Annotated in this window: 22 protein-coding genes and 1 pseudogene; 6 read left to right on the plus strand and 17 right to left on the minus strand. The window is 72.0% G+C overall.

What is annotated here, in order from left to right; translation table 11 throughout:
- Positions 1-11 precede the first annotated feature (11 nt).
- The 5 genes from N7925_RS14090 to N7925_RS14110 form a co-directional block, all read right to left on the minus strand.
- Positions 12-1151 (minus strand): hypothetical protein, encoded by a 1140-nt coding sequence (locus tag N7925_RS14090; protein ID WP_265599963.1) that lies wholly within the window; start codon positions 1149-1151, stop codon positions 12-14.
- Entirely contained in the window at positions 1148-2053 is a 906-nt protein-coding gene (locus N7925_RS14095) for a lactate/malate family dehydrogenase (protein WP_274344029.1), read from the minus strand. The genes N7925_RS14090 and N7925_RS14095 overlap by 4 nt, the downstream gene beginning before the upstream one ends.
- A complete protein-coding gene (locus N7925_RS14100; protein WP_274344030.1) occupies positions 2050-3255 on the minus strand; it encodes a hypothetical protein in 1206 nt (401 codons plus the stop codon). Before N7925_RS14100 ends, N7925_RS14095 begins: the two co-directional genes overlap by 4 nt.
- A 143-nt stretch (positions 3256-3398) precedes the next feature.
- On the minus strand, positions 3399-3821 hold the full coding sequence (locus N7925_RS14105; RefSeq protein WP_265599966.1) for an ATP-binding protein: 423 nt from the start codon (positions 3819-3821) through the stop codon (positions 3399-3401).
- A gap of 85 nt (positions 3822-3906) precedes the next feature.
- Entirely contained in the window at positions 3907-4440 is a 534-nt protein-coding gene (locus N7925_RS14110; protein WP_265599967.1) for a hypothetical protein, read from the minus strand.
- A gap of 218 nt (positions 4441-4658) precedes the next feature.
- On the opposite strand from N7925_RS14110, the gene N7925_RS14115 reads away from it, so the two are divergent.
- Positions 4659-5963 carry a helix-turn-helix domain-containing protein gene (locus N7925_RS14115; protein WP_265599968.1) on the plus strand — a complete coding sequence of 435 codons (1305 nt, stop codon included), beginning with the start codon at positions 4659-4661 and terminating at the stop codon, positions 5961-5963.
- On the opposite strand, the gene cutA is transcribed toward N7925_RS14115, so the two are convergent.
- The 5 genes from cutA to N7925_RS14140 form a co-directional block, all read right to left on the minus strand.
- On the minus strand, positions 5960-6283 hold the full coding sequence (gene cutA / locus N7925_RS14120; protein WP_265599969.1) for a divalent-cation tolerance protein CutA: 324 nt from the start codon (positions 6281-6283) through the stop codon (positions 5960-5962). The two genes, N7925_RS14115 and cutA, sit on opposite strands and share 4 nt — an antisense overlap.
- 299 nt (positions 6284-6582) lie before the next feature.
- A complete protein-coding gene (locus N7925_RS14125; RefSeq protein ID WP_274344031.1) occupies positions 6583-7233 on the minus strand; it encodes an imidazolonepropionase-like domain-containing protein in 651 nt (216 codons plus the stop codon).
- Between the two features lie 13 nt (positions 7234-7246).
- The gene (mqnC, locus tag N7925_RS14130) at positions 7247-8446 is read right to left on the minus strand and encodes a cyclic dehypoxanthinyl futalosine synthase (RefSeq protein ID WP_069756823.1); all 1200 of its coding nucleotides are present in this window, start codon (positions 8444-8446) and stop codon (positions 7247-7249) included.
- A 72-nt stretch (positions 8447-8518) separates the two neighbouring features.
- Positions 8519-10516 (minus strand): serine/threonine-protein kinase, encoded by a 1998-nt coding sequence (locus N7925_RS14135; RefSeq protein ID WP_274344032.1) that lies wholly within the window; start codon positions 10514-10516, stop codon positions 8519-8521.
- 293 nt (positions 10517-10809) lie between these two features.
- On the minus strand, positions 10810-11691 hold the full coding sequence (locus N7925_RS14140) for a menaquinone biosynthetic enzyme MqnA/MqnD family protein (RefSeq protein WP_265599972.1): 882 nt from the start codon (positions 11689-11691) through the stop codon (positions 10810-10812).
- 320 nt (positions 11692-12011) lie between these two features.
- Between N7925_RS14140 and N7925_RS14145 the strand changes: the two genes are divergently transcribed.
- Positions 12012-12215: a cold-shock protein gene (locus N7925_RS14145; protein ID WP_003984261.1), complete on the plus strand. Its 204-nt coding sequence runs from the start codon at positions 12012-12014 to the stop codon at positions 12213-12215.
- A gap of 163 nt (positions 12216-12378) precedes the next feature.
- On the opposite strand, the gene N7925_RS14150 is transcribed toward N7925_RS14145, so the two are convergent.
- Genes N7925_RS14150 through N7925_RS14175 form a run of 6 tightly spaced genes read right to left on the minus strand, consistent with a single transcriptional unit; the run spans position 12379 to position 19022 of the window.
- The gene (locus N7925_RS14150; protein WP_265599973.1) at positions 12379-13209 is read right to left on the minus strand and encodes an ABC transporter ATP-binding protein; all 831 of its coding nucleotides are present in this window, start codon (positions 13207-13209) and stop codon (positions 12379-12381) included.
- A complete protein-coding gene (locus tag N7925_RS14155; RefSeq protein WP_416222891.1) occupies positions 13206-14282 on the minus strand; it encodes an ABC transporter ATP-binding protein in 1077 nt (358 codons plus the stop codon). The genes N7925_RS14150 and N7925_RS14155 overlap by 4 nt, the downstream gene beginning before the upstream one ends.
- 5 nt (positions 14283-14287) lie before the next feature.
- Positions 14288-15145, minus strand: a complete 858-nt coding sequence (locus tag N7925_RS14160; RefSeq protein WP_265599974.1) for an ABC transporter permease — start codon at positions 15143-15145, stop codon at positions 14288-14290.
- Positions 15142-16089, minus strand: coding sequence for an ABC transporter permease (locus tag N7925_RS14165; protein ID WP_097964034.1), 948 nt, complete (start codon positions 16087-16089; stop codon positions 15142-15144). Before N7925_RS14165 ends, N7925_RS14160 begins: the two co-directional genes overlap by 4 nt.
- A gap of 6 nt (positions 16090-16095) precedes the next feature.
- The gene (locus N7925_RS14170; RefSeq protein WP_274344033.1) at positions 16096-17772 is read right to left on the minus strand and encodes an ABC transporter substrate-binding protein; all 1677 of its coding nucleotides are present in this window, start codon (positions 17770-17772) and stop codon (positions 16096-16098) included.
- Entirely contained in the window at positions 17769-19022 is a 1254-nt protein-coding gene (locus tag N7925_RS14175) for a C45 family autoproteolytic acyltransferase/hydolase (protein WP_265599976.1), read from the minus strand. The genes N7925_RS14170 and N7925_RS14175 overlap by 4 nt, the downstream gene beginning before the upstream one ends.
- Before the next feature lie 185 nt (positions 19023-19207).
- Between N7925_RS14175 and N7925_RS14180 the strand changes: the two genes are divergently transcribed.
- Both N7925_RS14180 and N7925_RS14185 read left to right on the plus strand, forming a co-directional pair.
- On the plus strand, positions 19208-20107 hold the full coding sequence (locus tag N7925_RS14180; protein ID WP_416222892.1) for a MurR/RpiR family transcriptional regulator: 900 nt from the start codon (positions 19208-19210) through the stop codon (positions 20105-20107).
- 115 nt (positions 20108-20222) lie between these two features.
- Positions 20223-20491, plus strand: a pseudogene (locus tag N7925_RS14185) (MerR family transcriptional regulator); the annotation flags it as partial.
- Between the two features lie 118 nt (positions 20492-20609).
- Here N7925_RS14185 and N7925_RS14190 read toward each other — a convergent pair.
- The gene (locus N7925_RS14190) at positions 20610-21830 is read right to left on the minus strand and encodes an amidohydrolase family protein (protein ID WP_265599978.1); all 1221 of its coding nucleotides are present in this window, start codon (positions 21828-21830) and stop codon (positions 20610-20612) included.
- A gap of 302 nt (positions 21831-22132) precedes the next feature.
- On the opposite strand from N7925_RS14190, the gene N7925_RS14195 reads away from it, so the two are divergent.
- Together N7925_RS14195 and N7925_RS14200 are read left to right on the plus strand one after the other, a co-directional pair.
- Positions 22133-25090 carry an AfsR/SARP family transcriptional regulator gene (locus N7925_RS14195; protein WP_274344034.1) on the plus strand — a complete coding sequence of 986 codons (2958 nt, stop codon included), beginning with the start codon at positions 22133-22135 and terminating at the stop codon, positions 25088-25090.
- Between the two features lie 203 nt (positions 25091-25293).
- Positions 25294-25470 carry a hypothetical protein gene (locus N7925_RS14200; protein WP_265599980.1) on the plus strand — a complete coding sequence of 59 codons (177 nt, stop codon included), beginning with the start codon at positions 25294-25296 and terminating at the stop codon, positions 25468-25470.
- Positions 25471-25502 lie beyond the last annotated feature (32 nt).

The raw sequence follows: 25502 nt of genomic DNA on the forward strand, positions 1-25502 counted from the left end.
GGCGCCCGGTGTCAGATCGCCTCCGCGGCCTTCCGTAGGGCGGCAACGCTCGCCGGAACGTCGTGGCTCAGCCGGACCGTCCGGTGAGGCAGCACGGCGAGCCGGGCCGACACCTCATCCCGAGCGCTCCGCAGCCCACCGCCGTCCACACCTCCGGCCAGCTCGAAGATGTCGGGGTAGCGGTCCTCCGTAGCGCCGCTCATGAAGTCGTCGTCCTCCAACGCCCGCACCGCACCGCCGACCACATCGGGCGAGGACTCGGCGTCGACCCGGGGGAAGAGGAGCGCCGCAGCGCGGCCACCCGTGGCCAGCTCGACCCCGAACAGGCTCGTGAACTGGTCCGGGAACACCTGGACCTTCTTCTCCCGCCGCTTCCCGTCTTCCCACAGGGGCGTGAAATCGCCGGCGAGGAGGGCCGTCGTCACCGCGTCGTGCTGCGTCGGATGGAAGGCTCCGCCCCTTCTGACGTGGCCGCGTGCAGCGGCACCCCACCCCAACGATTCCAGCAGGCCGAGGCCGACCGCAGCGGCAGACGGCCACGGCACCACCTCCACGCCCCGGGTACCGGTCGGCCGGACCAGCACCCGGTCGTTGGCCAGGAGCTGCCAACCGGAAGAGGCGAGCAGCAGGGCCGTCGTGGTCTTCCCCGCGCCTTTCCCGCCGAACGCGAGGAGCGTCGCCCCGTCCTGCGGGCGTACGACCGCCGAGGAGTGAAGCACTGCCCACCCGTCCCGCAGGAGGTGACCCCGGATCACCTCGCGGGCCACACGCGCGGTAGCGAGGGAGAGTTCCACGACGCCGATGCCCGTGAGCGTGAGCCGGCCGGAGAGGGGGCTGCTGCGGTACGCGATCGCTTCGTCCGGCGACGTCGCGATGACGTCCTCACCGTCCCGGGCAACGAGCATCCGGTGCCGCGCGTACTCGACCTCTTCCGTGTGCCGCCCGTCGTGGACCAGGAGGGTCAGCGCCTGGTACGCCTCCGGGTCGACGTCCGCCACAAGGACAGCCCCCGCACACACCGTGGCGGCTTCGACGGAGGTCGCGTTCCACCACTGGCCGAAGTACCGAGCCGCCCAGTCCGTCACCTCCGATCGGTTGCTCATGACGGTGACTGCCGCAGCAGCGGCCTCCAGCCGGGTAGCGGTGATCATGCGGGGATCCTCTCGGTCGGGTCAGGCAGACGGGTGTAGGCGTCGCGGAGACTGCTGGCCGCGGAGTCCAGGCACAGGAGTTCGTGACGAGTGAGCGAGGGAAGGCACGGGGTGGCCACACCCCCGGTGAAGCGCAGCGGGATGCCGAGCCACACGTCCCCGTACGGAACGGACAGCTCCTCGATACCGTCGACCAGGCCGAGGACCTTGCGGAGCGTCGACAGCACGGCACCGGCGGGGCCGCAGCGCGTGCGGCCGCTCCCGGCCCGGATCAGCGCCGGCCGCTGCCGGAGGTCTTCCGCGACAGCGCGGGCGGTGGCCGTCACCGGGTTGCCGTTCACGGTCGTGGTGGACAGGCACGGCACCGCGAGGTCGCCGTGCTCCCCGATCACATGGCCCTCGACCCGTTCCGGGGAGACCTGGGCGTACCGGGCCAGGAGAAGCCGGTACCGGGCCGAGTCGAGGTTCGATCCGATCCCGTAGACCCGAGCGCACGCGGACACCTGGGCGAAGCGGCGGGCCATCAGGTCCACCGGGTTGGTGACAACGAGGACGGCGCCCGGATACCCGCGTAGCTCCCTTGCCAGGGTGGTGACCGCGGGGGCGTTTGCCCTGGCACCGCCGCGACGTATGTCCCGGGCGTTCGTGTTCGTGAAGTCGGTGCGCAGGGTGACCACGACGGCGTCGCACGCGTTGAGGTCCGCGGTATCGCCGGCCTCGACCTGAGTGCGCGACCGGACGGACAGGGCCAGGTCCTGGAGATCGGCGACCAGTCCGCGCGCCTGCTCCTGCCGCCTGGACACGACGACGAGCCGCTCGGCAAGCGCCACCGACACCAGGCCGGTTGCCAGGGCCTGACCGACCGCGCCCGCGCCGATGACTCCCACCACCGGCCCGGTCACCGCAGGTCCAGCGTGGTGTGCTCGACCTCGTTGAAGATGGCGTCGATCAGGCCGAGCCCCGTCATCGACCCGATGAGGAGACCGCTGACCCGGTCCACGACCGTCGCGATCCGACGCCCCTGCGACATCAGCGTCCGCTGGTGGGCCGACAAGGGGAAGCCGGACGGCGCACTCAGGCACGACGTCAGGTAGTTCGTGGTGTCCATCAGCCACAGGACCATGACCTCGCGCAGCCGATCGACCCGATCCGTCTTGGGCATGCCTGCGAAATATCGGCTCAAGGTGTCCAACCCCCCCTGGGTGATCTGCCGTTCGACGCGCAGCTCGTGGTGGCACAGGGCCAGCATCAGAGTTCGGCCGCAGAGCTTCGCCACGTCGGGCTGCGGTCCGGCCGCCCACTGGAGCGCCGGGTCGATGAACGTCAGCCGGTGGCCGCCGAGAATGACGTGCTCGGGCTTGAGGTCCCCGAACACGGCAGTCCGGTGCCTGGCAGGGATCGCGGTCGTGAGCCGCAACAGTCGGCGTACCGCGCTCTCGATAAGGCCGACGACCGCCAGGCGTTCATTCTCCGGAAGTCCGCTGTCCCGGCCGAGGCCGACGACGTACCCCGCTACGGCCGGACCGTTGAACTTCCGGAGGAACACGTCCACGATGTTGCGCTCGTTTATCGGCCACGCGCCCCGCAGGTACCGCGCCCCCTGGTCGCCGTGCAGTTCCTTCAGCGACAGCAAAACCGAGTCCAGTAAGGCGGCGGTGTCCCAGGGGCGCGCGGTGATCTCCTCCGCAACCGTCGTCCCCGGCACCGCCTTGGTGAACAGGACGCCTGCTCGGAATGTGGCGCCCTCGCACACCCGGGGCCGCCCGAGCTCCCGCAGGAATTCCAGGTGCTGGTACTCCCGCCGCGTCACCAAGTCGGCGCTCCTGGTGTACGAGTGCTGCGCCTCCAGTACGTCGTCCCACGTCCCCCGCGCGCCGCGCAAGATCGACACCAGCGACGAACCCAGCCAGCTGTATTTGGCATACATCTCCTCGCCGTCGACCGTCACCGAGCAGACGTAGGAAGTGACGCTCGGGCACTGCGGCCCCAGGACAGCACCACGGCCCGGCCAGAGGTCATCGGCCGTGAGCGTGATCGCCCTCCGGCTCGCCTCATACAGCTGCTCTGCCTTCATTGCTGTGTCCCCGCTCGTGGTCAGCGTCATCAACCGTTCTTCCTCGGCTCGCGTTCATGTGTCGGCCGGGCGCGGCACAGCCGGGCCACGTACGGCTAGTTCTGGGGGCTTCCGAGACGGATCGCCGTGAGGAGCGAGGCAGGGCGGTCCAGTGCAGGACCTGTGCTGTTCGCTCACCCACCGGGCGTGGCCTCCAGGCCGAGCGTGGCCCAAACGCGTTTCCCCCACGGCAGGAGGTCGACGCCCCACTGGCCGCCGCTCAGCGTCTTCACGATCTCCAGGCCCCGCCCGGACTCCTGATCGCTGCCGGCATCCCGTGGCACCGGCCTGCCTTTCGACAGGTCGACCACGGCGACCCGGACCCGTCCCTCCCCGAGCCGGGTCACGGTCACCCGGACCGAATCCCCCCGGCGGGCGTGAAGCACGGCGTTCGTCAGCAGCTCGCTGACGACCAGCTCGGCGTCGTCCTGCACATCGGTAAGCCCCCACACGTCCAGGGCCAGGCGCACCAGTCGCCGCGCACGGTGCACGGATTCAGCGACTCTCGGCAGCGTCTCGGTGTACGCGGGCATCCGGCCCGCTACGGTCTCGATCATGACGAGCGCTCCGATCCTTCTGGATGAGCGTCTGCGGACTGCCAGGGGAGTCGACACCACGGGCGCGGCCACGCGAAGCAGCGACTCAAGCACCACGGCCGCCGCCCAGGCTGCTGTTGAGGACGTCGTGACCGTGGTTGACCAAGGTGGCGAGCGGCTGTTGGCCGCACAGCGCTCCGGGGCCGCCCGGGGGCACCACCCACCACACAGCACCCTGATCGGGGCGAACGTTCCCCGGGGCCGGAACCTCCAGCAGCGCCTTACGGTGGTGCGCCACTGAGCCGCGGACACCCCACGCCCTGGCCACGGACGCCGGGACCAGGGCGACGTAGCCGGGCTCACGTCCGAACTTCTGCTCGGCGTAGAAGACCGGCCCGCCGCACAGGCGCGTCCGCAGCGGATCCGCGCACTTGACCGGGTCGTCCAGGAGGAGCGCGGCGTGCACCACGGCGGCCCGGACGAGGACTGCGCCGAACAGGGCACAGGGCGATAGGAACGTGATGCCGTCTTCGGCCCAGTCGGCTCGTGCTGCCCGGACCGACGAAGCCGCCCCCAGCAGCCAGTGCTCGCCGGCGAGCGTCCGCTCCCGCGAGATGCCTTTTCCAGTTAGATCAGTCATCGCGTCAACTCTGCGATACGGAAATGAGTACTCTCACGCACGGCGACTCCTAGTCAGTCGTCACCCCGGGCAGGCGGGCGTCACCGCGCATGGGGCCTTGACGTCCGAGAGTCCTTCTCCTGCGAGTGCTCCGCCTGCCCATCGCGGGTGTACCCATGATGGGTACACCCCCGTGGGTGCCCCCCGTGCACAGTGGGACGAGCAGGCAGGAGAGCCGCATGACCTACCAGCCGCCGACAGCTCTACCGCGCGACCTCATCGACCAGGAAGAGGTGCACCGCGCGCTGGTAAGTCATGACTTCGGGGCGGTGTTCCGTCTCGCGCGCGAGCACGCGGGCATCTCGTACTCCAAGATCGCCACAGAGTGCGACATCAAGCCGAATCGCGTAGGAGAACTCGCCAAGGGCCGCGGGCGCATCACGACCTTTGAGAAGATCGTCCAGATCGCCGACGCATTACGCGTCCCGGGGCACGTGCTCGGCTTGGCTCCCCGCCCCTGGGAGGCGGGCTCTCCTGGTCATTCCAGTGAAGAGATCGGACCGCACGTGCGACGTCGAACCATCCTCCAGGCAGCCACCGCCACCGGCCTCGCCGCAGCGCTCCCCGCCCTGCACCACCCGGAGCCACCGAGCCGGATCACCCCGGTCTACGTTGAGGAGCTGCGCGCGCGGGCAGCCCGCCTCCGGCGCCTCGATATCTATCTCGGCGGTGGCGACACCTATCGGGTGTACCTCGCGGAGGTCCAGCGCACCAAGTCCCTTCTGCGCGCGGCCGTCTTCACAGACGACGCCCGCCAGAGAGCGACGGCGCTCCTTGCCGAGCTGGCCCAGCAGGCGGGATGGTCCGCATTCGACGGCGGCCGTACTCGGGAAGCGGTGGACCTGTACGAGGAGAGCCGCGACCTCGCGCGAGAGGCCCGGGACGCGGACCTCTACGGCAACGCGCTCGCGTTCCTCGCCTACAAGATAGGGCCCGACGACCGACAGGCCGCCGTCGCCGTCGCAGAGGCTTCCTGTGCCACGATCACAGCTCGGACCCCGTCCACCGTCCGCGCGCTGCTGCACGAGCGCCACGCATGGGCCTGCGCTGTCAACGGCCGGATCGGAGGCACTGAGCGTGCACTGGAGGCAGCCCGCGATGCTCTCGACAGCACGCAGAAGGACGAGCCCCAGCCTGACTGGGCGGCCTGGGTCGACCACGTCGAGCTGGACATCATGACCGGCCGCTGCTGGACGGAGCTCCGACGACCGCTCCGCGCCGTCCCTGCCCTCACCCGCGCTCTCGACCAGTACAGCGACGACCACGCGCGCGACAAGTCCCTCTACCTGTCCTGGCTGGCTCAGGCCTACCTAATTGCCGACGAGGTTGAGGTGGCCGCGCGGCACGTCGGCCGTGCGGCCACCCTTGCCAGTGGGGTCGCATCACAGCGTCCGGCGCAGCGTCTCGTCCCGCTGATCAACCACCTGCGCCCGCACGCCGACCTCCCCGCAGTCCGTGAACTCCTGGAAGGCACTGCCGCCTAGGAAGGGCCAACCGAAGTCCGGATCCATTCGAGGCACCGGTCAGCACCCTCGACGATCGGGACGGCGCACAGCTCCGGGTTGTCCCAGGGGTGCCGCTCCAGGAGATGTGCCTCCAGCTCGGCGTAGCGCTCCTTCGTCGTCTTGAGGAGGACTTGCCACTCCTCACCGGTGCCGTACTGGCCCAGGTGCCAGAAGACGCTGACGACGGGCCCCACGATCTGGACTCCCGCCGCCAGACGTTGCTGAACAGCCCCGCCCGCCAGGGCAATCGCCTGTTCCCGGGTCTCTGTCGCGGTCGACACCTGTACGCATTCAGTCATGGTCGCGAGCCTACGAGACAGGCCCCGCTGCGGGGATAGTTCGCTTCGGGCCGAGGAGACGCAGCCGTCACTGGACTGTCAGTCTCAGCTGTAGCCTTCCCCACGCTCCGAGCTTCTCGACTGGGCGACCGCCACCCAGGCTGGAAAGAGAGAGCGGGGCCGGCCCCGGTTGCACGCCTGCGGGTCCGCGACCGTCCGATGAACGGTACTGCCGCCGCGCGGACCGGGCATCGGCGAAGGGCTCAACGGAATACTCCGCTGAGCCCTTTCGTACATTCGGGAGGTGTACCGGCCCCGCCTCAGCGGGCGCGGTGCACGAGTCGCCCCCCGAGGACCGTCGCCACGCAGGCCCGGGTGCCGCCCGCGCGGAGGGCCGCCTCGTCGGGAACGTCGAAGACCGCGAGGTCCGCACGGCCGCCCACGGTCAGCGGGGCGCCCGCCGTGCGGGCCAGGTCGCCGCCCGTGGCGAAGGGGTCCAGGTCCGGTGGTCCGGGGGGCGCGGGCGACGGCGGGACCCGGACCAGGCCCGACCGGGCGACGGCCGTGCGCAGCGCGGGGTCCTCCGCGTCGAGGGGGCCCGCCAGGTGCGTCGTGCCGTGGCGCAGCATCCGCTGGAGCCCGCGCCGGACGGAACCGGCCCGCCTGGCCGTGTCCATCGTCGCCGCCAGGCGCTCGAACTCCTCGCCGAACAGGGGGAGTTCGCCCAGCTCTTCGGCCTCGCGGGGGTCGGGGTGGTAGCAGCGGGTGAGCAGCTCCCGGGGCCGGTCCTGGCGCAGTCCGGGCGTGAGGAGGCCGGGCCAGCGGCGGACCCGGGCCGCCGGGTGCGCGGCGACGACCTCCTCGTAGGGGCCGAGGGCGGCGATCCGTTCCCCGTCCACCGCGACGGCGCCGTCCACGACGGCCGCCGCGCCCACCGGGAGGACCAGGGGCGCGGCGTGGATCGTCAGCACGGGAAGCCGGGGCCTAGTTGGCGTTGAGGAGCTTCAGCTCCGGGTGGGCCGTGCCGCCCTCGATCGCGGTGGAGGAGATGTGCGAGACCACGCGCTCGTCGACCGGGTCCATCGCCGGGTCGTCGTGCACGACGAGGTGCTCGTACGTCGTGGCGCGCTGCGCGGGGACCCGGTCCGCCTTGCGGATCAGGTCGATGATCTCCAGCCGGTTGGAGCGGTGCTTGGCGCCGGCCGAGGAGACGACGTTCTCCTCCAGCATGATCGAGCCGAGGTCGTCCGCGCCGTAGTGCAGCGACAGCTGGCCGACCTCCTTGCCGGTGGTCAGCCAGGAGCCCTGGATGTGGGCGACGTTGTCGAGGAAGAGCCGGGCGATGGCGATCATCCGCAGGTACTCGAAGAGCGTGGCCTGCGTCTGGCCCTTCAGCTTGTTGTTCTCCGGCTGGTAGGTGTACGGGATGAAGGCGCGGAAGCCGCCCGTACGGTCCTGGACGTCCCGGATCATCCTCAGGTGCTCGATGCGCTCGGCGTTGGTCTCGCCGGTTCCCATCAGCATGGTGGAGGTGGACTCGACGCCGAGGCCGTGCGCGATCTCCATGATCTCCAGCCACCGCTCGCCGGACTCCTTGAGCGGGGCGATCGCGGTGCGCGGCCGGGCGGGCAGCAGCTCGGCGCCGGCGCCGGCGAAGGAGTCGAGCCCGGCGGCGTGGATCCGGCTGATGGCCTCCTCGGCGGAGACCTTCGAGATCCGGGCCATGTGCTCGATCTCGGAGGCGCCCAGCGAGTGGATGACCAGCTGCGGGTACGCCTTCTTGATCGCGGAGAAGTGCTCCTCGTAGTACTCGACGCCGAAGTCCGGGTGGTGGCCGCCCTGGAACATGATCTGGGTGCCGCCCAGCTCCACGGTCTCCGCGCAGCGGCGCAGGATGTCGTCGAGGTCGCGGGTCCAGCCCTTGGCGGTGTCCTTGGGCGGGGCGTAGAAGGCGCAGAACTTGCAGGCCGTCACGCACACGTTGGTGTAGTTGATGTTCCGCTCGATGATGTACGTCGCGATGTGCTCCGTACCGGCGTAGCGGCGGCGGCGTGCGGCGTCGGCGGCGGCGCCCAGCGCGTGCAGGGGCGCGGACCGGTAGAGGTCGAGCGCCTCCTCCGGGGTGATCCGTCCGCCTTCGGCGGCTCGGTCGAGGACGGGCTGGAGGTCGGCCTTCTCGGTCACCGGGCTGTCACCTTTCGGCGGTTTTATTGACGTTCCTCGGACCGATCCAGCGTACGCCAGCCCTTGGCGCCGTCAGCCGCCGGACCGGGTGAGCTTGCCGTACGGGAGACCCGCGGCGCGTTCCTTGGAGCGGTAGTCCAGGGTGCCGTCGCCGGCCAGGCGGAAGACCACGTCCGCCTCGGTGCCGGTGCACAGGCCGGGCGTGCTGGGGCGGTCGGGGTCGGTGCGCTCGCGGATGTTCAGCTCCTTCGCGGTGCCGGAGGCGAGGGTGCCGACGCTGTTGCAGGTGACGGTGAGGCCGAGCTGGGAGATCGTCGTGCTCATCCGGACGACCCGCTCGCCGCGTCTCCCCTCGGTGAAGACGGCGGTGAGGGTGCCGTGCGGCTGGCCGGTCGTCTTCTCGGTGACCGGGCCCTTCCAGGTGCCCAGGTACGCCTTCGGCAGCTCGCCGGCCGGGGCCCCGCTCGCGTCGGCGGACTCGGCGGGCGTCGGCTTCCCGGAGCCGGGCGGGGAGGCGGAGCCCGACGGGGTCGTCGCGGCGTCGTTGCCCCGGTCCCGGTCGGCGTCGCCCGGGAAGAAGCCGTCGAGCAGCCCCGTGTTGAGGGTGACGACCGCGAGCGCGCCCGCCACCGCCAGGGCGACCGTGCAGCTGACGCGGCGGCCGCGGCGCTCCCCGGAGGCCGGCCGGTTCTCGGCGCTGACCGTGAGGGAGAGTCGGGGGTCGCCGGCGCGCTGGCCCGGCAGCCCGCTCGCGCCGTGCGCGCCGTCGCCGCCCTGGCGGTAGGTACCGGCGTGCATGGGCGGCGGGGGCACGGTGGAGGCGGGTTTCGCGCGCGGAGGCGTCGGGGGCGGGGGCGGCGTCCCGTACGTGTCGTCCTGCGGATGCGGCGTGCCGTAGGCGTCGTCCTGCGGATGCGGGGTCCTGTACGGCGCGTCCTGCGTCGCTTCCTGCGGTGCTTCCTGCGGTGCTTCCTGCGCTTCCTGGGGGCGCGGTGTCCCGTACGGGGCCTCCCGCTGCGCCGCTTCCTGTGGGCGGGGAGTCCCGTACGGGGCTTCCTGCGAGCCCTGGGCCGGCGGGCCGAACTGCCCGCCCCTGCTCGGTGCGGCCGTTCCCGGGAGCGCGCCCAGCGACGCGCTGCTGAACGGCACCGGCCCCGACTGGACCGGCGCGTCCTGCGGTTCCAGGTCCAGCAGTGCCACCGCGGACCGGCTCACCTCGCGCACCAGCCCGCCCGGCAGCCAGCCGCCCGCCACCATCACCGCCGCCCCGCCGGGAGCGAGCACCCGGGCGAGATCGGCCGGGCCGGGCCGGGCCGCCGGGTCCTTGGCGAGGCAGCCCTCGACCACCTCGCGCAGTTCGCCCTCCAGGTCGCCCAGCTCGGGTTCCTCGTGGACCACCTTGTAGAGGAGCACGGCGGAGGAGTCGCCCGAGAAGGGGGCCGCGCCCGTCGCCGCGTACGCGAGGACCGCACCGAGCGAGAAGACGTCGGCCGCACCGGAGACGTCCCGGCCCCGGATCTGCTCGGGCGCCATGTAGCCGGGCGAGCCGACGGAGACGCCGGTAGAGGTGAGCGAGACGGTCGCGCCGAGGGCCCGTGCGATGCCGAAGTCGATGAGGCGGGGCCCGTCGAGGGCGAGCAGCACGTTGGACGGCTTCACGTCACGGTGGACGATGCCCTGCCCGTGGACGACGGCGAGGGCCTCGGCGAGCCCCGCGCCCAGGGTGCGCACCGCGTGTTCGGGCAGCGGGCCGTGCTCGGTGATCGCCTGCGAGAGCGGTGGCCCGGCGACGTACCCGGTGGCCACCCACGGCACCGGGGCGTCCGGGTCGGCGTCCAGGACCGGGGCGGTCCACTGGGCGCCGATGCGCCGGGCGGACTCCACCTCGCGCCGGAACCGGGCGCGGAACTGCTCGTCGAGGGCGAAGTGGGGGTGGACGACCTTGACCGCGACCGTACGCCCGCCCGCGCTGCGGCCGAGATAGACCCGGCCCATACCGCCCGCACCGAGCCTGCCGAGCAGCCGGTAGGAACCGATGGTGCGCGGTTCGCCCGCTTCCAGCGGCTGCATATGGACTCCCCCTGTGAACCCTGCGGACGGTGAACCCGTGGACGGCAAACCCGGTGGACGGTCCGGACCCGGACCGAAGCCTAGGGGGCGCCAACGGCGCGGTCACCGGGAAACGGCCGGACCATTCCCCCTTCTCCGGTCAGGAGGGGATCTTTTCGCCCCGGGGAAAGGCGTGAATGTGTTGTTGCACGGCCTCTCCCATTCCCTTTGCCGGCACGGACCCTTTGCGGGTACGGAGTTTGCGGGTACGGGCCCTTTGCGGGCACGGAAGGGAATTCCCTCCATTCCCCGGTTCAGCCGCCGAGCAGCTCCACGTGGACGTCGGCCGGGTAACCGGTGTCCCGGCCCGTGCGGCGGGCGAACTCGCGGACGCCGGCCAGCTGGTCCGGGCCGAAGCGGAAGTCGAGCGTCGTGAAGTACCGCTCGAGCACCTCCGCGTCGAAGGCCTCCCAGCGGGCCGCCTGCTCCGCGACCTTGGTGACCTCCTCCAGGGAGAGGTCCCGGGAGGCCAGGAACGCCTGGTGGACCTGGGCCGCCTGTTCGGGGTGGGCGGCGAGGAAGTCCTTGCGGGCCGCCCAGACGGCGAAGACGAACGGCAGCCCCGTCCACTCCTTCCACATCTGTCCCAGGTCGTGGACCTGGAGCCCGAGCCGGGGGGCGTCGTGCAGGTTGGCGCGCAGCGCGGCGTCGCCGATCAGCACGGCGGCGTCCGCCTCCTGCATCATCAGGCCCAGGTCGGGCGGGCAGGTGTAGTAGTCGGGCCGGACGCCGTAGCGCTCGGCCAGCAGCAGCTGCGCCAGCCGCACCGAGGTGCGGGAGGTCGAGCCGAGCGCCACCCGGGACCGGTCGAGCTGCTCCAGCGGGAGCTGGGAGACGATCACGCAGGACATGACGGGCCCGTCGCAGCCGACCGCGATGTCGGGGAAGGCCACCAGGTCGTCCGCGTTGCGCAGGTACTCCACGAGGGTGACCGGGCCGATGTCCAGGTCCCCCCTGATCAGCTGCTCGCTGAGCCGCTCCGGGGTGTCCTTGGAGAGCTCCAGGTCGAGCAGGGTTCCCGTCCGCGCCAGACCCCAGTACAGCGGGAGGCAGTTCAGGAACTGGATGTGGCCGACGCGGGGCCGACTGCGACGGTCGTCGTCGCCTTCACGGGGGGAGACGGTTGAATTGTCCACATCGCGAGGCTAGACCCGCGGCCGCCCGCGAGCATCACCGGGGCCCGCGCGCCCCGTCCTACGCCCTGCTCGCACCCCGGTCCGCGCCCCCTTTTCGGGGGCCTCCCGCCGGACCTCGGGGAGGGCCGTCAAACCTTCGGGTGAAGTGATCTTTCCCTCTACCGCTCGCCGGAGACTGCGTGCTAGGCTCGCCCGCAAGTTGCAGTTTGGTTTCCCTTGCAGTACAGAGCCTGCGGAGCATGTAACCCGCAGGCTTTTGTAGTTTTCAGACTTGTTTGCAGGTTCTGGAGCAGGGCAACCCTTTGGCCCAAGGAGGGCTTATGGCTACCGGAACCGTCAAGTGGTTCAACGCTGAAAAGGGCTTCGGCTTCATCGCCCAGGACGGCGGCGGCCCGGATGTCTTCGTTCACTACTCCGCGATCAACGCCTCCGGGTTCCGCTCCCTCGAGGAGAACCAGCAGGTGAACTTCGACGTCACTCAGGGACCCAAGGGTCCGCAGGCTGAGAACGTCACCCCGGTCTAGTTGCCCGGGTCGGTCGATCGCGGCCGTTCATAGCAGTGCCCAAGGAGCCCCGTTCCCCCGCCTCGGCGGAGGAACGGGGCTCCTGCCTGTGTACGACCGGATCGCCCGGGGACGACCGGATCGCCTGGGGCCGATCGGATCGCCGGGGGGACGACCGGACCCGTCAGGCCACGGCGGACCGGGCGGCGACCGCATCGGCCGGGTCCCAGCCGGCGCGCGGCACCGAGGCCAGCAGCAGCCGGGTGTAGGGGTCGCGGGGGTCGGCGAGGACCTCGGCGGTCGGGCCCTGTTCGACAGCCGTTCCCCGCCGCATCACGACGACCTCATCGGTGATGTGCTGCACCACCGCCAGGTCGTGGCTGACGAAGACCAGCGCGACCCCGGTGTCCCGGCGGATCCCGTCGAGCAGGTGCAGGATCTGGGCTTGGATCGACACGTCGAGCGCGGCCACCGCCTCGTCCAGGACCAGCACCTTCGGGTCGACGGCGAGCGCGCGGGCGATGGCCAGGCGCTGCCGTTGCCCGCCGGAGAGCCCGTGCGGCAGGGCCTCGGCCTCGCGCGCGCCGAGGCCCACCCGGTCCAGCAGGCCGTCGGCCAGCTCCGCCGGCCGGCCGTGCAGTCGCAGCGCCGTGGTGAGACAGCGGCGGGCGGTGAGCCGGGGGTCGAGCGAGAGGTAGGGGTCCTGGAAGACCATCTGGATCTCCCGCGCGCGGGCCAGCCGGGCCGCCCTGCCGCGCGGGGCGGCGAGTCCCCGGGCCCGGCCCTCGACCCGGACCGTTCCGGCGTCCGGGCGGACCAGGCCCACCAGCATCCGGGCCACGGTCGTCTTGCCGGAGCCGGACTCCCCGACGATCCCGAGCGAACCGCCCGCCGGGACGGTGAAGCCGATGCCGTCGGCGGCGGTCAGGCGGCCCTTGCCGGGCAGCGGGTACGTCTTGCGCAGCCCCTCGACCGCGAGCAGCGGCGCGGAGTCCCGGTCGGAGGAGAGCGTCATCGGTCGGTGCCCTTCATCTGTGTCAGCGGTACGGGGACGGGTACGGAGCCGAGTTCGGGCAGCCGGCGGCAGGAGGCGGAGCCCGTACCGCCGTCCGCGAGGGCCACCGGCTCGGGCCGCCAGGTCGCGCACTCCGGTTCGGCGTCCGGGCAGCGGTCGGCGAAGGGGCAGCCCGCGAAGGCGTCGGCCAGCGACGGCGGCTTCCCCGGGATCGGGCGGATCTCCCGGTGCTCCTCCCCCAGCGTCGGCGAGCAGGCCAGCAGCCCCCGGGTGTAGGGGTGGCGGGGCCGCTCGAACAGGTCGCCGGCGGTCCGCTCCTCGACGACCCGGCCCGCGTACATCACGTACACGCGGTCGCAGTAGGCGGCGGCCAGGTGCAGGTCGTGGGTGATGAACAGCAGGCCGAGGCCGCGTTCGGCGCGCAGGGTGCGCAGGAGGGCGAGGATCTCCGCCTGGGTGGTGACGTCCAGGGCGCTGGTCGCCTCGTCGGCCAGCAGCAGCCGGGGCTCGGCGGCCAGCGCCCCGGCGATGACGACGCGTTGGAGCATCCCGCCGGAGAGTTCGTGCGGGCGCTGGCGGACCCGGCGCTCCGGTTCGTCGAGCCCGACGGCCTCCAGCAGCTCGACCGCGCGGTCCCGGGCGGCCGCTCCGGTCACCCCGGTCCCGGCGGCGGCGAGCCGCTCGACGAGGAAGTCCCCGACGCGGCGGACGGGGTTGAGGGCGGCGCGCGGGTCCTGGTGGACCAGGGCGACGGTCCGGGCCCGGTGGGCGCGCAGCTCCTCGCCGCGCAGGGCGAGGACGTCGCGGCCCGCCACCCGTACGGAACCGTCGAGGACCGTCCCTTCGGGGAGGGTGCGGAGGGCGGCCTTGGCGGTCGTGGACTTGCCGGAGCCGGACTCGCCGACCAGGCCGACGACTTCGCCGCTCGCGACCCGCAGGGACACCTGGTCCAGGACGGGCCGGGCGGTGCCGGGGAGGCGGAGGGTGAGGTGGTCGATGTCGAGGAGCACGGTGTCACTTCCCGGTGCGGCGTGTTCCGCCGCTCTGTCGTATCCCGCTGCGTCGTACGGCATGGGCCCTACCTCCCGTTGGCGAGTCGGTCGGCGGCCCGGACCCCGACGACGTTGAAGGAGACGACCACCAGGGCGATGGCGATGCCGGGCACCAGGGCGGGCAGCAGCGCTCCCTGGACGACGGCGGCCTGCCCCTCCTGCACCATCAGCCCCCAGTCGGAGCTGGGCGGCTGGGCGCCGAAGCCGAGGTAGGAGAGTGTGGCCAGGGACATCAGGGCCTCGCCGAAGAGGACCACCAGATAGCCGATGACGGAGCGGCCGAGGTTGGGGACGAGGTGGAAGGCGCAGATCCGCAGGCCGCCCATGCCCTGGACGCGGTAGGCGTCGATGTAGGGCTTGCGCCGCTCTCCCATGGCCACGGAGCGGGTGTACTTGGCGACGGTCGGCGTGTAGGCGAGGCCGAGCGCCAGCACGGAGGTGGTCATTCCGGCGCCGAAGACCGCGATGATCAGCACGGTGAACAGCAGTCCCGGGAACGCGTACATGACGTCGGTGAGCCGGGAGATGACGGTGTCGGCCCAGCCGCCGCGCCAGGCCGCCAGGGTGCCGAGCGCGATGCCGAGCACGGCGGCGATGGCGAGCAGGAGCGCCGGGGCGACGAGGCTGGTGCGGGCCCCGTACAGCACCCGCGACAGCAGGTCCTGGCCGGAGGAGTCGGTGCCCAGGAGGTGGTCGCCGGTGGTCCCGGCGAGCGAGGCGGAGAGGTCGATGGCGTCGGGGGCGTACGGGGCGATCAGCGGGGCGAGGAGGGCGGCGAGCACCACCAGGCCGAGGACCGCGCCCGCGAGGATCGCCCCGTAGGGGCGCCGCGCGGCCGGGATCTCCACCGGGGTGAGGGCCGGGGCCAGGGTCGGGGCGGTCATACGGCGGCCTCCTTCACGCGCGGGTCGAGCAGCGGGTGGACGAGGTCGACGAGGGTGGTGACCACGATGTAACCGGTGACCATGAGCAGCAGGACCGCCTGGGCGACGGGGAAGTCGTGGGTGTTGATCGCGCCGACGAGCAGCGAGCCGATGCCGCTGATGCCGAACGCGGTCTCCACGACGACCGTGCCGGCGAGCATCCCTGCCATGACCAGGCCGCACATGGTGACGATCGGGCCGAGCGCGTTGCGCAGGATGTGGCGGCGGACGATCTCGCGCTCGGGGATGCCGGAGGAGCGGGCGGCCTCCACGTGGTCGGCGGCCCCGGCGTCGGCCATCGCCTGCCGGGTGACCCGGCTGATGATGGCGAGCGCGCCGAGCGCCAGCGCCAGGGCGGGCAGGGTCAGGTGGTGCAGGGTGCCGGTGAAGCCCTCGCCTCCCCCGGTGACGGGGAACCAGCCGAGCTGGACGCCGAAGACGGCGGCGAGCGCGATGGCGGAGACGAACGAGGGGACCGAGGCCGCCAGCGTCGTACCGCCGACCACGGCCGAGTCGACCCAGGTACCGCGCCGGACGGCGGCGAGGATGCCCGCGCCGACGCCGAGGACGACGAAGAGGACGGTCGCGTACGCCACCAGGGCCAGGGTGGTCGGGAAGCGGGCGACGATCAGGTCGGCCACCTGGTCGCTGTATTTGAAGGAGCGGCCGAGGTCGAAGTGGAGGCAGTCGCCGAGCCAGCGGCCGTACTGCACGACGAGGGGTTCGTCGAGGTGGTACTGCGCCCGGACCAGCTCCAGCTTCTCGGGGGTGAGTTTGTCGCGGCCGCCGGCCAGGAAGACGGCGGGGTCGCCGGGGGCCGCGTACACGGCGGCGAAGATGACGAAGGAGGCGGCGAGGAGGGTGGCCAGCAGTCCGGCCAGCCGCCGGGAGATCCGGGCGAGCATCGCGGGTCAGCCCTTCTTGGCGCCGAGTTCGGCGGCCCAGGGGTAGTAGAGGTACGCCATGGAGGCGGGCGGTCCGGTCAGCTTGTCGCCGAGGACGAGGACGGAGGGGACCTGGGCGACGGAGATCCAGACGGCTGCGTCGGTGAACTTCTTCTGGACCTCGGCGGCGAGCTTCGCGCGCTCGGCGTCGTCGAGGGTGGCGAGCGCCTTCTTGACCGTGGCGTCGTAGGCGGGGTCCGCGAAGCCGACCCAGTTGTTGGAGGAGCCGGTGAGCGCGTTGTCGTAGAAGCCCATCGGGTCGGCCTTGGAGATGTACCAGTCTCCGACCAGGACGTCGATGCCGCCGCGGGCCTCGGGGTCGCTGTAGAACTGCTCGAACTGGGCGGTGGGCACGGTCTTGATCTGCCCGGTGAGCCCGATCCGCTGGAGGGCGGCCCGGACGGCGTTGGCGACGACGGTGCGGCCCTGGCTGGCGTCGGTGCCGATGACGATCGGGGTGGCCGCGTCGGCGCCGGAGTCCTTCACCAGCTTCTTCGCGGCGGCGATGTCCTCGGCGTCGGGGCTGGCGGGGGCGACCGGTTCGGCGGCGCGCTGGGCTGCCTCGAAGGCCGGCTTCTCGTAGCCCCAGGCGCCGGAGCCGACCGGGGTGGACCAGGGCTGGACCATCCCGCCGTAGCCGGAGGCGGCGATGCCCTTGCGGTCGAGCGCGAGGGAGAGCGCGCGGCGCACGGCCGGGTCCTTCAGTCCGCCGCGTGCGGTGGGGATGAGGACGAGGGAGGAGGTGGAGGGCCCGTAGTGCTGGGTGAGGCCCTTCTTGCCGGCCAAGGCGGCGGCGGTGTTGGGCGATTCGGCGTACGCGCCGTCGGCGGCCCCGGTGGTGAGTGCGTTGACCAGGGCGCTGTCGGTGGCCCAGCGGAAGGTGACGCGCTTCGTCAGCGGTCTGTCGCCCCAGTAGGCGTCGTAGCGCTCGATGGTGATGGAGTCGCCGGACTTCCAGTTCGCCAGCCGGTAGGGGCCGGTGCAGGCGTCGGGCTGTCCGGGGGTGCCGAAGTCCCGGCCCGCCTTCTCGACCTGCTCCTTGTTCCAGACGATGCCCGCGTCCCCGGCGAGCGCCTTGAGGAAGAGGGCGTCGGGGGCCTTGAAGGAGAGGGTGATCTCCTTCTCGCCGGTCTTCTTCATGGACGCGACGTTCTCGAACTCGTCGCCCTGCTCCATGTCCGGGTCGGCGTGCCGCTGAAGGCTCCAGAGGACGTCGTCGGCGGTCATCGGGGTGCCGTCGTGGAAGGTGACGCCGGAGCGGAGCTTCAGGACGAGGGTGGTGTCGTCGGGTGTTTCGACGCTCTCGGCGAGGAAGGGCTTCGTCGTCATGTCCGGCTGGAGCTGGTAGAGCCGCTCGCAGACGTTGGTGAGGACGACCCGGCCGGCGCTGGAGCCCTGGGTGTCCAGGTCGAGGGAGTCCGGTTCGTCCTCCAGGAGCCAGCGTGCTTCGGCGAGTTCGCCCTTCGCGGCGGCCGTGGTCGGGGTGAGGGTGAGCCGCCCGGCATCGGCGGCGGAGCCGCTGCCGGCGGGCTTGGTGGCCCCGCTGCATCCGGCGGCGAGCAGGGCGGCGACGACGGCTCCGGCGACGGGGGCGGCGCGGCGGGCCGTGCGGCGGTCTGTGCGCTGGGCTGTGCGCTGGGTCATGGCTGGGTTCCTGTCGGTTCCGGGCCGCCGTGCGGGCCGTCGTAGAGGTTCCAGGGAAGGTGCTGGTACTCGCGGTCGCAGGGGGTTCCGGCGGTCACGTGGTAGTCGCCGGTGGTGAGGTCGGCGAGGGAGGAGACGAGGGTGGTCCAGTGCTCGACGGCCGGCCGGCGCGGGTCGGGGTGCGTGCACAGGGACTCGGGGTGGCCGAGGTGGTCGGACATGGCCCGGCGGATCAGCTTCCGGGACTCGTCGGGTCCGGTGGAGTGGCGCAGGGCGGCCAGGCCCTGTTCGGCGCGGGGGACGCGGACCAGGGAGTCGGAGGACATCGGGCGGTAGCCGGCGGCGGCGAGCGGGGCGGGGATGCCCGCCTGGTAGTGGTTGCCGTGCACCAGCAGGCCGTCGGTCGGATACATCCAGCCGTGCCCGGCGGGGGTGGTCTCCAGGTCGATGGCGAAGCCCTCCCGGCAGGTGAGCAGGGCGTTGCTGGCGATGTGGGCCCGGGTGCGGCAGAGCACGTCGAGGGCGTCGGCGATGTTGTCCTGGTCGAGGACGCTGCGCCGGACGACCGTCTGGGGCAGTCCGATCCGGTCGTCGAACCGGCCGCCGAGGCCGTTGGCGTTGAAGGCGATCCCGGCGGAGTTGGCGCCCTGGCGGCCGATCTGTCCGGCCTCCACCTGCATGATCAGGGTCGGTTTGGGCGGCTGGACGATCCGGATCATGACGACGGTGTCGGCGACCCCGGCCCGCCAGTCCCAGTTCTGCCCGGCGTAGACGTGGCCGTCGCCGCTGGCCGGGCCGTACGCGGCGAAGGAGGTGCAGCCCTCGGCGGGTTCCTCGTCGGGCGGCCCCTCCCCTGCCCCGTCGGCGGCGATCTCGGCGAAGGACTTGTCGTAGATGACCTCGCCGCGTGCGTTCAGCGCGAGGACGTCCAGGAGGTCTGCGCCCGCGCCGTCGGCGATGCCCCGCATCTCCTCCACGAGGTGGGGGGCGTAGGCGCTCACGGGCTCCAGCCAGCGGGCGGCGCGCGCGGTGACCTTGTCCCAGGTGAGCCCGGCGGAGCGGCCGAACGCCTCCTCGTAGTAGCCGAGGGCGGCGTGCAGTTGGGGGCGGACGGCCTCGCCGTACTGGCGGCCGCGCTCCAGCGGGGAGCCGGAGATCTCGATGACGGGGAGGACCCGGGCGGCGGAATCCTTGGGCGGGGGTGCGGAATCCGTGGGGACGGGGGTGGACTCCGTGGGAAGGGGTGCCATTCTTCTCCTCGCGACGGAACGCTTCGGCGACCGACGAACAGGGACCGGACCGGAGACCGGGCCCCGGGAACGGGAGACCGGAGACCAGAGACCAGGAACCAGCACGGTCCTGTAACGTCGATTTCAGGATGCGTTCCCTTTGGAACGTTCTGCCCAGGACAGTAACGCCGGTCACACGGAAGTCAATGCTTGTAATGGAAATTCCAGAGAACGAGACCGGAGTGACGCGCCTCCGTGCTGCCATTCGTGACCAATGGAACGATCTGTCCGCTTCGGAGCGTGCCGTGGCGCAGTACCTGGTGAGCGCGCCGGTCGAGCAGTTGCTCTTCGCCAGCGCTCAGCAGCTCGGCGCGGCCAGCTCCACCAGCAACGCCACCGTCGTACGGGCCCTGCAACGCCTCGGCTACGCGGGCCTCCCGGCGCTCAAGCGGGAGCTGGCCAACGACTTCACCTCGGCCGTCGCCCCCGAGGTGCGGCTCAAACGGCGCATCGCGCACGTGGGCCAGGACCTGGACTCCATCTGGACCGATGTCTTCGACGAGGCCCAGGAGCGCATCGACCAGGCCCGCCGGCTGACCGGCCCGGACTCCCTGAAACGGGCGGTCGCTGTCCTGGCGGAGGCCCGCGAGGTCTTCGCCTACGGGGTCGCCGCCTCCGAACCGGGCGCACGGCACCTGGCGCTGGCGCTCGGCCGGATCGGCCGCCGGGCCCGGGCCGTCTCGGAGACCGGGTTCGCGCTGGCGGACCAGCTGCTGGCGCTCGGGCAGGGCGACGCGGTGGTGATCTTCCAGCCGGGGCGGCGGCTGATGGAGCTGTCGGTCCTGATGGAACGGGCCCGCTCGGTCGGCGCGAAGGTGGTCCTGGTGACGGACGAGCTGGGCGAGGCATACGCGGACCGGGTCGAGGCGGTGCTCACCGCGCCCCACACGCCGACCGGCATAACGGCGGAGTCCCTGACCGGGCTGCTGGTGGCCGACGCGCTGCTGCTGGCGCTGGCCACCCTGGACGAGGACCGGGCCGTCGGCTCCTCGCACCAGCTGACCGCCCTGCGCGAACAGCTGCTGGACCCGAAGCGGCACGGCTGACGGACCCGCAGGAGGGAGAGGACGTCAACATCGGAGATGTCGCCAGATACGGACGGGTGTCGCCCCGGATGCTGCGTCATGACGACGCCATCGGACTGCTGCGCCCGGACCGGCCGTTCCGGCGGTCCGGGTGGCCCAGCTGACCGGGACGGCGGCGAGCTACCAGCCGCAGGACATCGGGCCGGTGTGCCGCCGTTCGAGGCGGCCACGATCGTGCACCGGGGCGCGATGGACGACGTCCTGTCGACGACCCACACCCTGGCCCGCCGGCTGGACGCCAACGGCTACCGCTCCACCGGCTACACCCGTGAGGTCGACCTGGAGTGCCCGCCGGACCGCGAGAGTGGGGTGACGGAGCTCCAGGAGCCGGTGGCGAAGGCCTGATCCGATCCGGTGCGTACGGTGATCCGATCCGCCCGCGTACAGGGAGGGGCGCGCCGCCCCCGCCCGCGTACGGGGAGGGGCGCGCCGCTCCTCCCCGTACGCGGGCCCGGCCCAGGCTCTACGCCCCCGCCCAGAGCCCGTCCTCGGTGAGCCCCAGCAGCTCGATCGCGTTGCCGCGCACGATCCGGTCGACGACGTCCGGGGCCAGGTGGCCCATCTGCTCCTCGCCGACCTCGCGGGAGCGGGGCCAGGTGGAGTCGGAGTGCGGGTAGTCCGTCTCGTACAGCACGTTGCCCACGCCGATCGCGTCGAGGTTCTTCAGCCCGAAGGCGTCGTCGAAGAAGCAGCCGTAGACGTGCTCGGCGAACAGCTCGGACGGCGGCCGGTGGACCTTCTCGGCGACGCCGCCCCAGGCCCGGTTCTCCTCCCAGACCACGTCGGCGCGCTCCAGGATGTACGGGATCCAGCCGATCTGTCCCTCCGCGTACATGATCCTCAGATGGGGGAAGCGCTCGAACTTGCCGCTCATCAGCCAGTCGACCATCGAGAAGCAGCAGTTGGCGAAGGTGATGGTGGAGCCGACGGCGGGCGGGGCGTCGGCGGAGGTGGAAGGCATCCTCGACGAGGAACCGATGTGCATGGCGATGACGGTGCCCGTCTCGTCGCAGGCCGCGAGGAACGGATCCCAGTCGTCCGCATGTATGGACGGAAGTCCGAGATGGGGAGGTATCTCGGAGAACGCGACCGCGCGCACGCCCCGCGCCGCGTTGCGCCGGACCTCGGCCGCGGCGAGCTCCGCGTCCCACAGCGGGACGAGCGTGAGCGGGATGAGGCGGCCGTGCGCCTCGGGGCCGCACCACTCCTCCACCATCCAGTCGTTGTACGCGCGCACGCCGAGCAGTCCCAGTTCGCGGTCCTTCGCTTCGGTGAACGTCTGTCCGCAGAAGCGGGGGAAGGTCGGGAAGCAGAGGGCGGACTGCACGTGGTTGACGTCCATGTCGGCGAGCCGGTCCGGCACCGAGAAGGAGCCCGGCCGCATCTGTTCGTAGGTGATGATCTCCAGTCTGATCTCGTCCCTGTCGTAGCCGACGGCGGTGTCCAGGCGGGTGAGCGGACGGTGCAGGTCCTCGTACACCCACCAGTCGCCGACCGGCCCGTCGTCGCCCTTCGCCCCCATCACGGGCGCGAACTTGCCGCCCAGAAAGGTCATTTCCTTCAGCGGTGCGCGGACGACGCGCGGCCCGGAGTCCGCGTACCTGGACGGGAGCCGGTCCCGCCAGACATGAGCGGGCTCCACCGTGTGGTCGTCCACCGAGATGATCTTCGGGAAGGTCTCCATGCGTTCCACGGTAGCGTCGATCTGACGAACCGTCAGCTACCGCGCGCGCATTGACATGACACATGGCAGGTGTGCGGCACGTGGCACGGTTCCCGAATCGTTGTCGAGGGCTTGTGCAGAGCATCACCCACTGCTGACGAGTCCACCCGGGACAAGGCAGACTGTTGAGCGCGATACCAGCGGTACCGCGCCATCCGGATGCCTACCGCACTTCGACGCACGGGCGGACATACGGACGCGGGCAGCACCGGCAGGATCCGCAGCCGAGCGGGACCGGCAGGCGAGCAGGACAGGGGGCATCAATGGACCGTGACAGCGGGCCACGCGTGCGCGTACCGGAGCAGCGAGCTCCGGAGAAACCGGCTACGACGGACGCCCTCAGATTCACCGTGCTCGGCCCCGTACGGGCCTGGCGGGGCTCGGAGCTGCTCTCCTCCGGCTCGCCCCAGCAGCGCGCCCTGCTGGCCGCGCTGCTGCTCCGCGAGGGCCGGACGGCCACCGCGGGCGAGCTGATCGACGCGTTCTGGGGCGAGGAGCCGCCCTCGCAGGCGCTGGCCACGATCCGGACGTACGCCTCGCGGCTGCGCAAGATCCTGGGCCAGGACACCCTGGTGAGCGAGTCCGGCGGCTATGCGATCCGGACCGAACGGACCGCGCTCGACCTGACGCTGGCACAGGACCTGGCGGCCGAGGCGGAGAAGGCCCGCGCGGCCGGCGACCGCTTCCAGGCCCGCACCCTGATCAACAAGGTGCTGGGCCTGTGGGACGGCGAGGCGCTGGCCTCGGTGCCGGGCCCGTACGCGGACAACCAGCGGACCCGGCTGGAGGAGTGGCGGCTCCAGCTCACGGAGGCGCGGCTCGACCTGGACCTGGAGGTCGGCTGCCACGCGGAGGCCGTCTCCGAGCTGACCGCGCTCACCGCCGCGCACCCGCTGCGCGAGAGGCTGCGCGAGCTGCTGATGGTGGCGCTGTACCGCAGCGGCCGGCAGGCCGAGGCCCTCGCGGTGTACGCGGACACCCGCCGGCTCCTCGCGGAGGAGCTGGGCGTCGACCCGCGCCCCGAACTGGCCCAGCTCCAGCAGCGCATCCTGCGCGCCGACGAGGAGCTGGCGCGCCCGGCGGACGAGCCGGCCCCCGCGCCCGCGCCGCTGAAGCCCGCGCAGCTCCCGGCCACGGTGCCGGACTTCACCGGCCGGTCCGCGTTCGTGACCGAGCTGGGCAGCCGTCTCGCGACCGCCGAGAGCTCGGTGATGGCCGTCTCCGCGGTCGCCGGGATCGGCGGCGTCGGCAAGACGACGCTGGCGGTGCACGTCGCCCACCAGGCCCGTCGGCACTTCCCGGACGGGCAGCTCTACGTCGACCTCCAGGGCGCGGGAGCCCGGGCGGCGGAGCCGGAGACGGTCCTCGGCTCGTTCCTGCGGGCGCTCGGCACGGCTGACTCGGCGATCCCCGACACCCTGGACGAGCGGGCCGCGCTGTACCGCTCGACGCTGGACGGCCGCCGCATCCTGATCCTCCTCGACAACGCCCACGACGCCGCCCAGATCCGCCCGCTGCTGCCCGGTACGCCGGGGTGCGCGGCGCTGGTGACGAGCCGGGTGCGGATGGTGGACCTGGCCGGGGCGCATCTGGTGGACCTGGACGTGATGTCGCCCGAGGAGGCGCTCCAGCTCTTCACCCGGATCGTCGGGGTGGAGCGGGTCGGTGCGGAACGCGAGGCGGCGCTGGACGTGGTGGCCGCGTGCGGCTTCCTGCCCCTGGCCATCCGCATCGCCGCCTCGCGTCTGGCGGCGCGCCGCACCTGGACGGTCTCGGTCCTCGCCGCCAAGCTCGCGGACGAGCGCCGCCGCCTGGACGAGCTCCAGGCGGGCGACCTCGCGGTGAAGGCCACCTTCGAACTCGGCTACGGCCAGCTGGAACCGGCCCAGGCCCGCGCCTTCCGCCTCCTGGGCCTCGCGGACGGCCCGGACATCTCCCTGGCCGCGGCGGCGGCCCTGCTGGACCTGGACCCGCATGCGGCGGAGGACCTCCTGGAGGCCCTGGTCGACACGAGCCTGGTGGAGTCGGCCGCCCCGGGCCGCTACCGGTACCACGACCTGGTGCGCCTCTACGCGCGTGCGTGCGCCGAGCGGGACGAACAGTCGCCGGTGGAACGGGAGCTGGCGTTGTCGCGGCTGCTGGACTTCTACCTGGCGACGGCTGCGGGGGTGTACGCACTGGAGCGGCCGGGGGACCGGCTGGCCGATCACCGGGAGCCCACACAGTACAGCGGGCTGACGTTCGCCGACCGGCACACGGCGCAGGACTGGCTCTACACGGAGGCCAACTCCCTGCTCGCGTGCGTACGTCAGGCGTCGGGGCCCGGAGGGGTACGCCGAGCGGTCGACCTGCTCTGGGCCACCAAGGACCTCGCGGAGTCGGGCGCGAACTCCAAGCAGTACGAGGCTGCGGCGATCACCATGCGCGATCTGGCCCGGTCCAGCGACGACGCGCGGGCCGAGGGGCGGGCGCTGATCACTCTCACCAACGCCCGCCTCGTCGCCGGACGGTTCGACCAGGCGGAGCGGGACGCGCAGCGTGCCATGCGGCTCGCCCACGCGGTGGGCGATCCCCTGCCGAGCTGCTGGGCGCCCAACGACCTCGGGATCATCGCGCTGTACCAGAACCGCCACGCGGAGGGCGAGGCCTACCTCGAACAGGCCATCGCCAACTTCCGGGCCGACGGCAACCGTCCGGGCGAGGCGAGCGCCCTGTGCAACCTTTCCCGCATCCACCTCGCGATGGGCCATACGACGAGCGCGGTGGCCCTGGCCCAGCAGGGCATCGACATATACGACGAACTGGGTCACGCACTGCGCGGCGCGAACGGCCGGTACGCCCTGGGTCTCGCCCTCACGCAGAGCGGACGGCTCACGGACGCGACGGAGCAGCTCCACGAGGCGCTGGCCGTGTTCCGGGACAGCCGGCAGCGCCTCTGGGAGGGTATGGCGACCTTCCGTCTGGCAGAGGTGGATCTGGCCGCCGGGCTTCCGGCCCAGGCTGCCACGAAGGCCGAGCAGGCGCTCGCGGTGCTGCGCGGTATCGGCGGGGAGTGGCGGCGCGGCAACGTCCTCACCGTCCTGGGCCAGGCGCTGAACGACATCGGCCAGCCGGGACGGGCCGCGGTGTGCTGGCGCGAAGCGCTGGACATATACGAGGCTCTCGGTTCGGCGGAGGTCGAAGCCGTACGGAAGTTGCTGGCCTCGACGCTGCCCGCGTGAGCCGACGAGGCGTTCATCATTCGTTTATCGCGCCCCGACATGGTGGTTCCAGTCGTTCCGTCGCGTCGGGGGGCAGACGGGCCGGCCTCGGCCGCAGAGGTAGGTTGAACGGCCGAACGACACCTGCCCGGCAACCCGACGGGGGAGTTGCCGGGCGGGCTCGTCGAGTCCGAGCACAGCCATTCAGGGAGCTGGAGAACACCATGAGCGATGCGCAGAAGAAGCCGGTCGTGAAGCCGCTCGACAACCACGCCACCGGCGGGGAAGCCACGACGCAGGACAACCACGCGACGGGTGGCGTGCTGAAGCCGCTGGACAACCACGCCACCGGCGGCACGGCCAAGCCGCTCGACAACCACGCGACGGGCGAGCCCGCCTAGACCTTCCCGACGGGGATACGGGGGAAGCGGCT

It is taken from the genome of Streptomyces sp. CA-278952 (assembly GCF_028747205.1).
Taxonomy (GTDB): Bacteria; Actinomycetota; Actinomycetes; order Streptomycetales; family Streptomycetaceae; genus Streptomyces.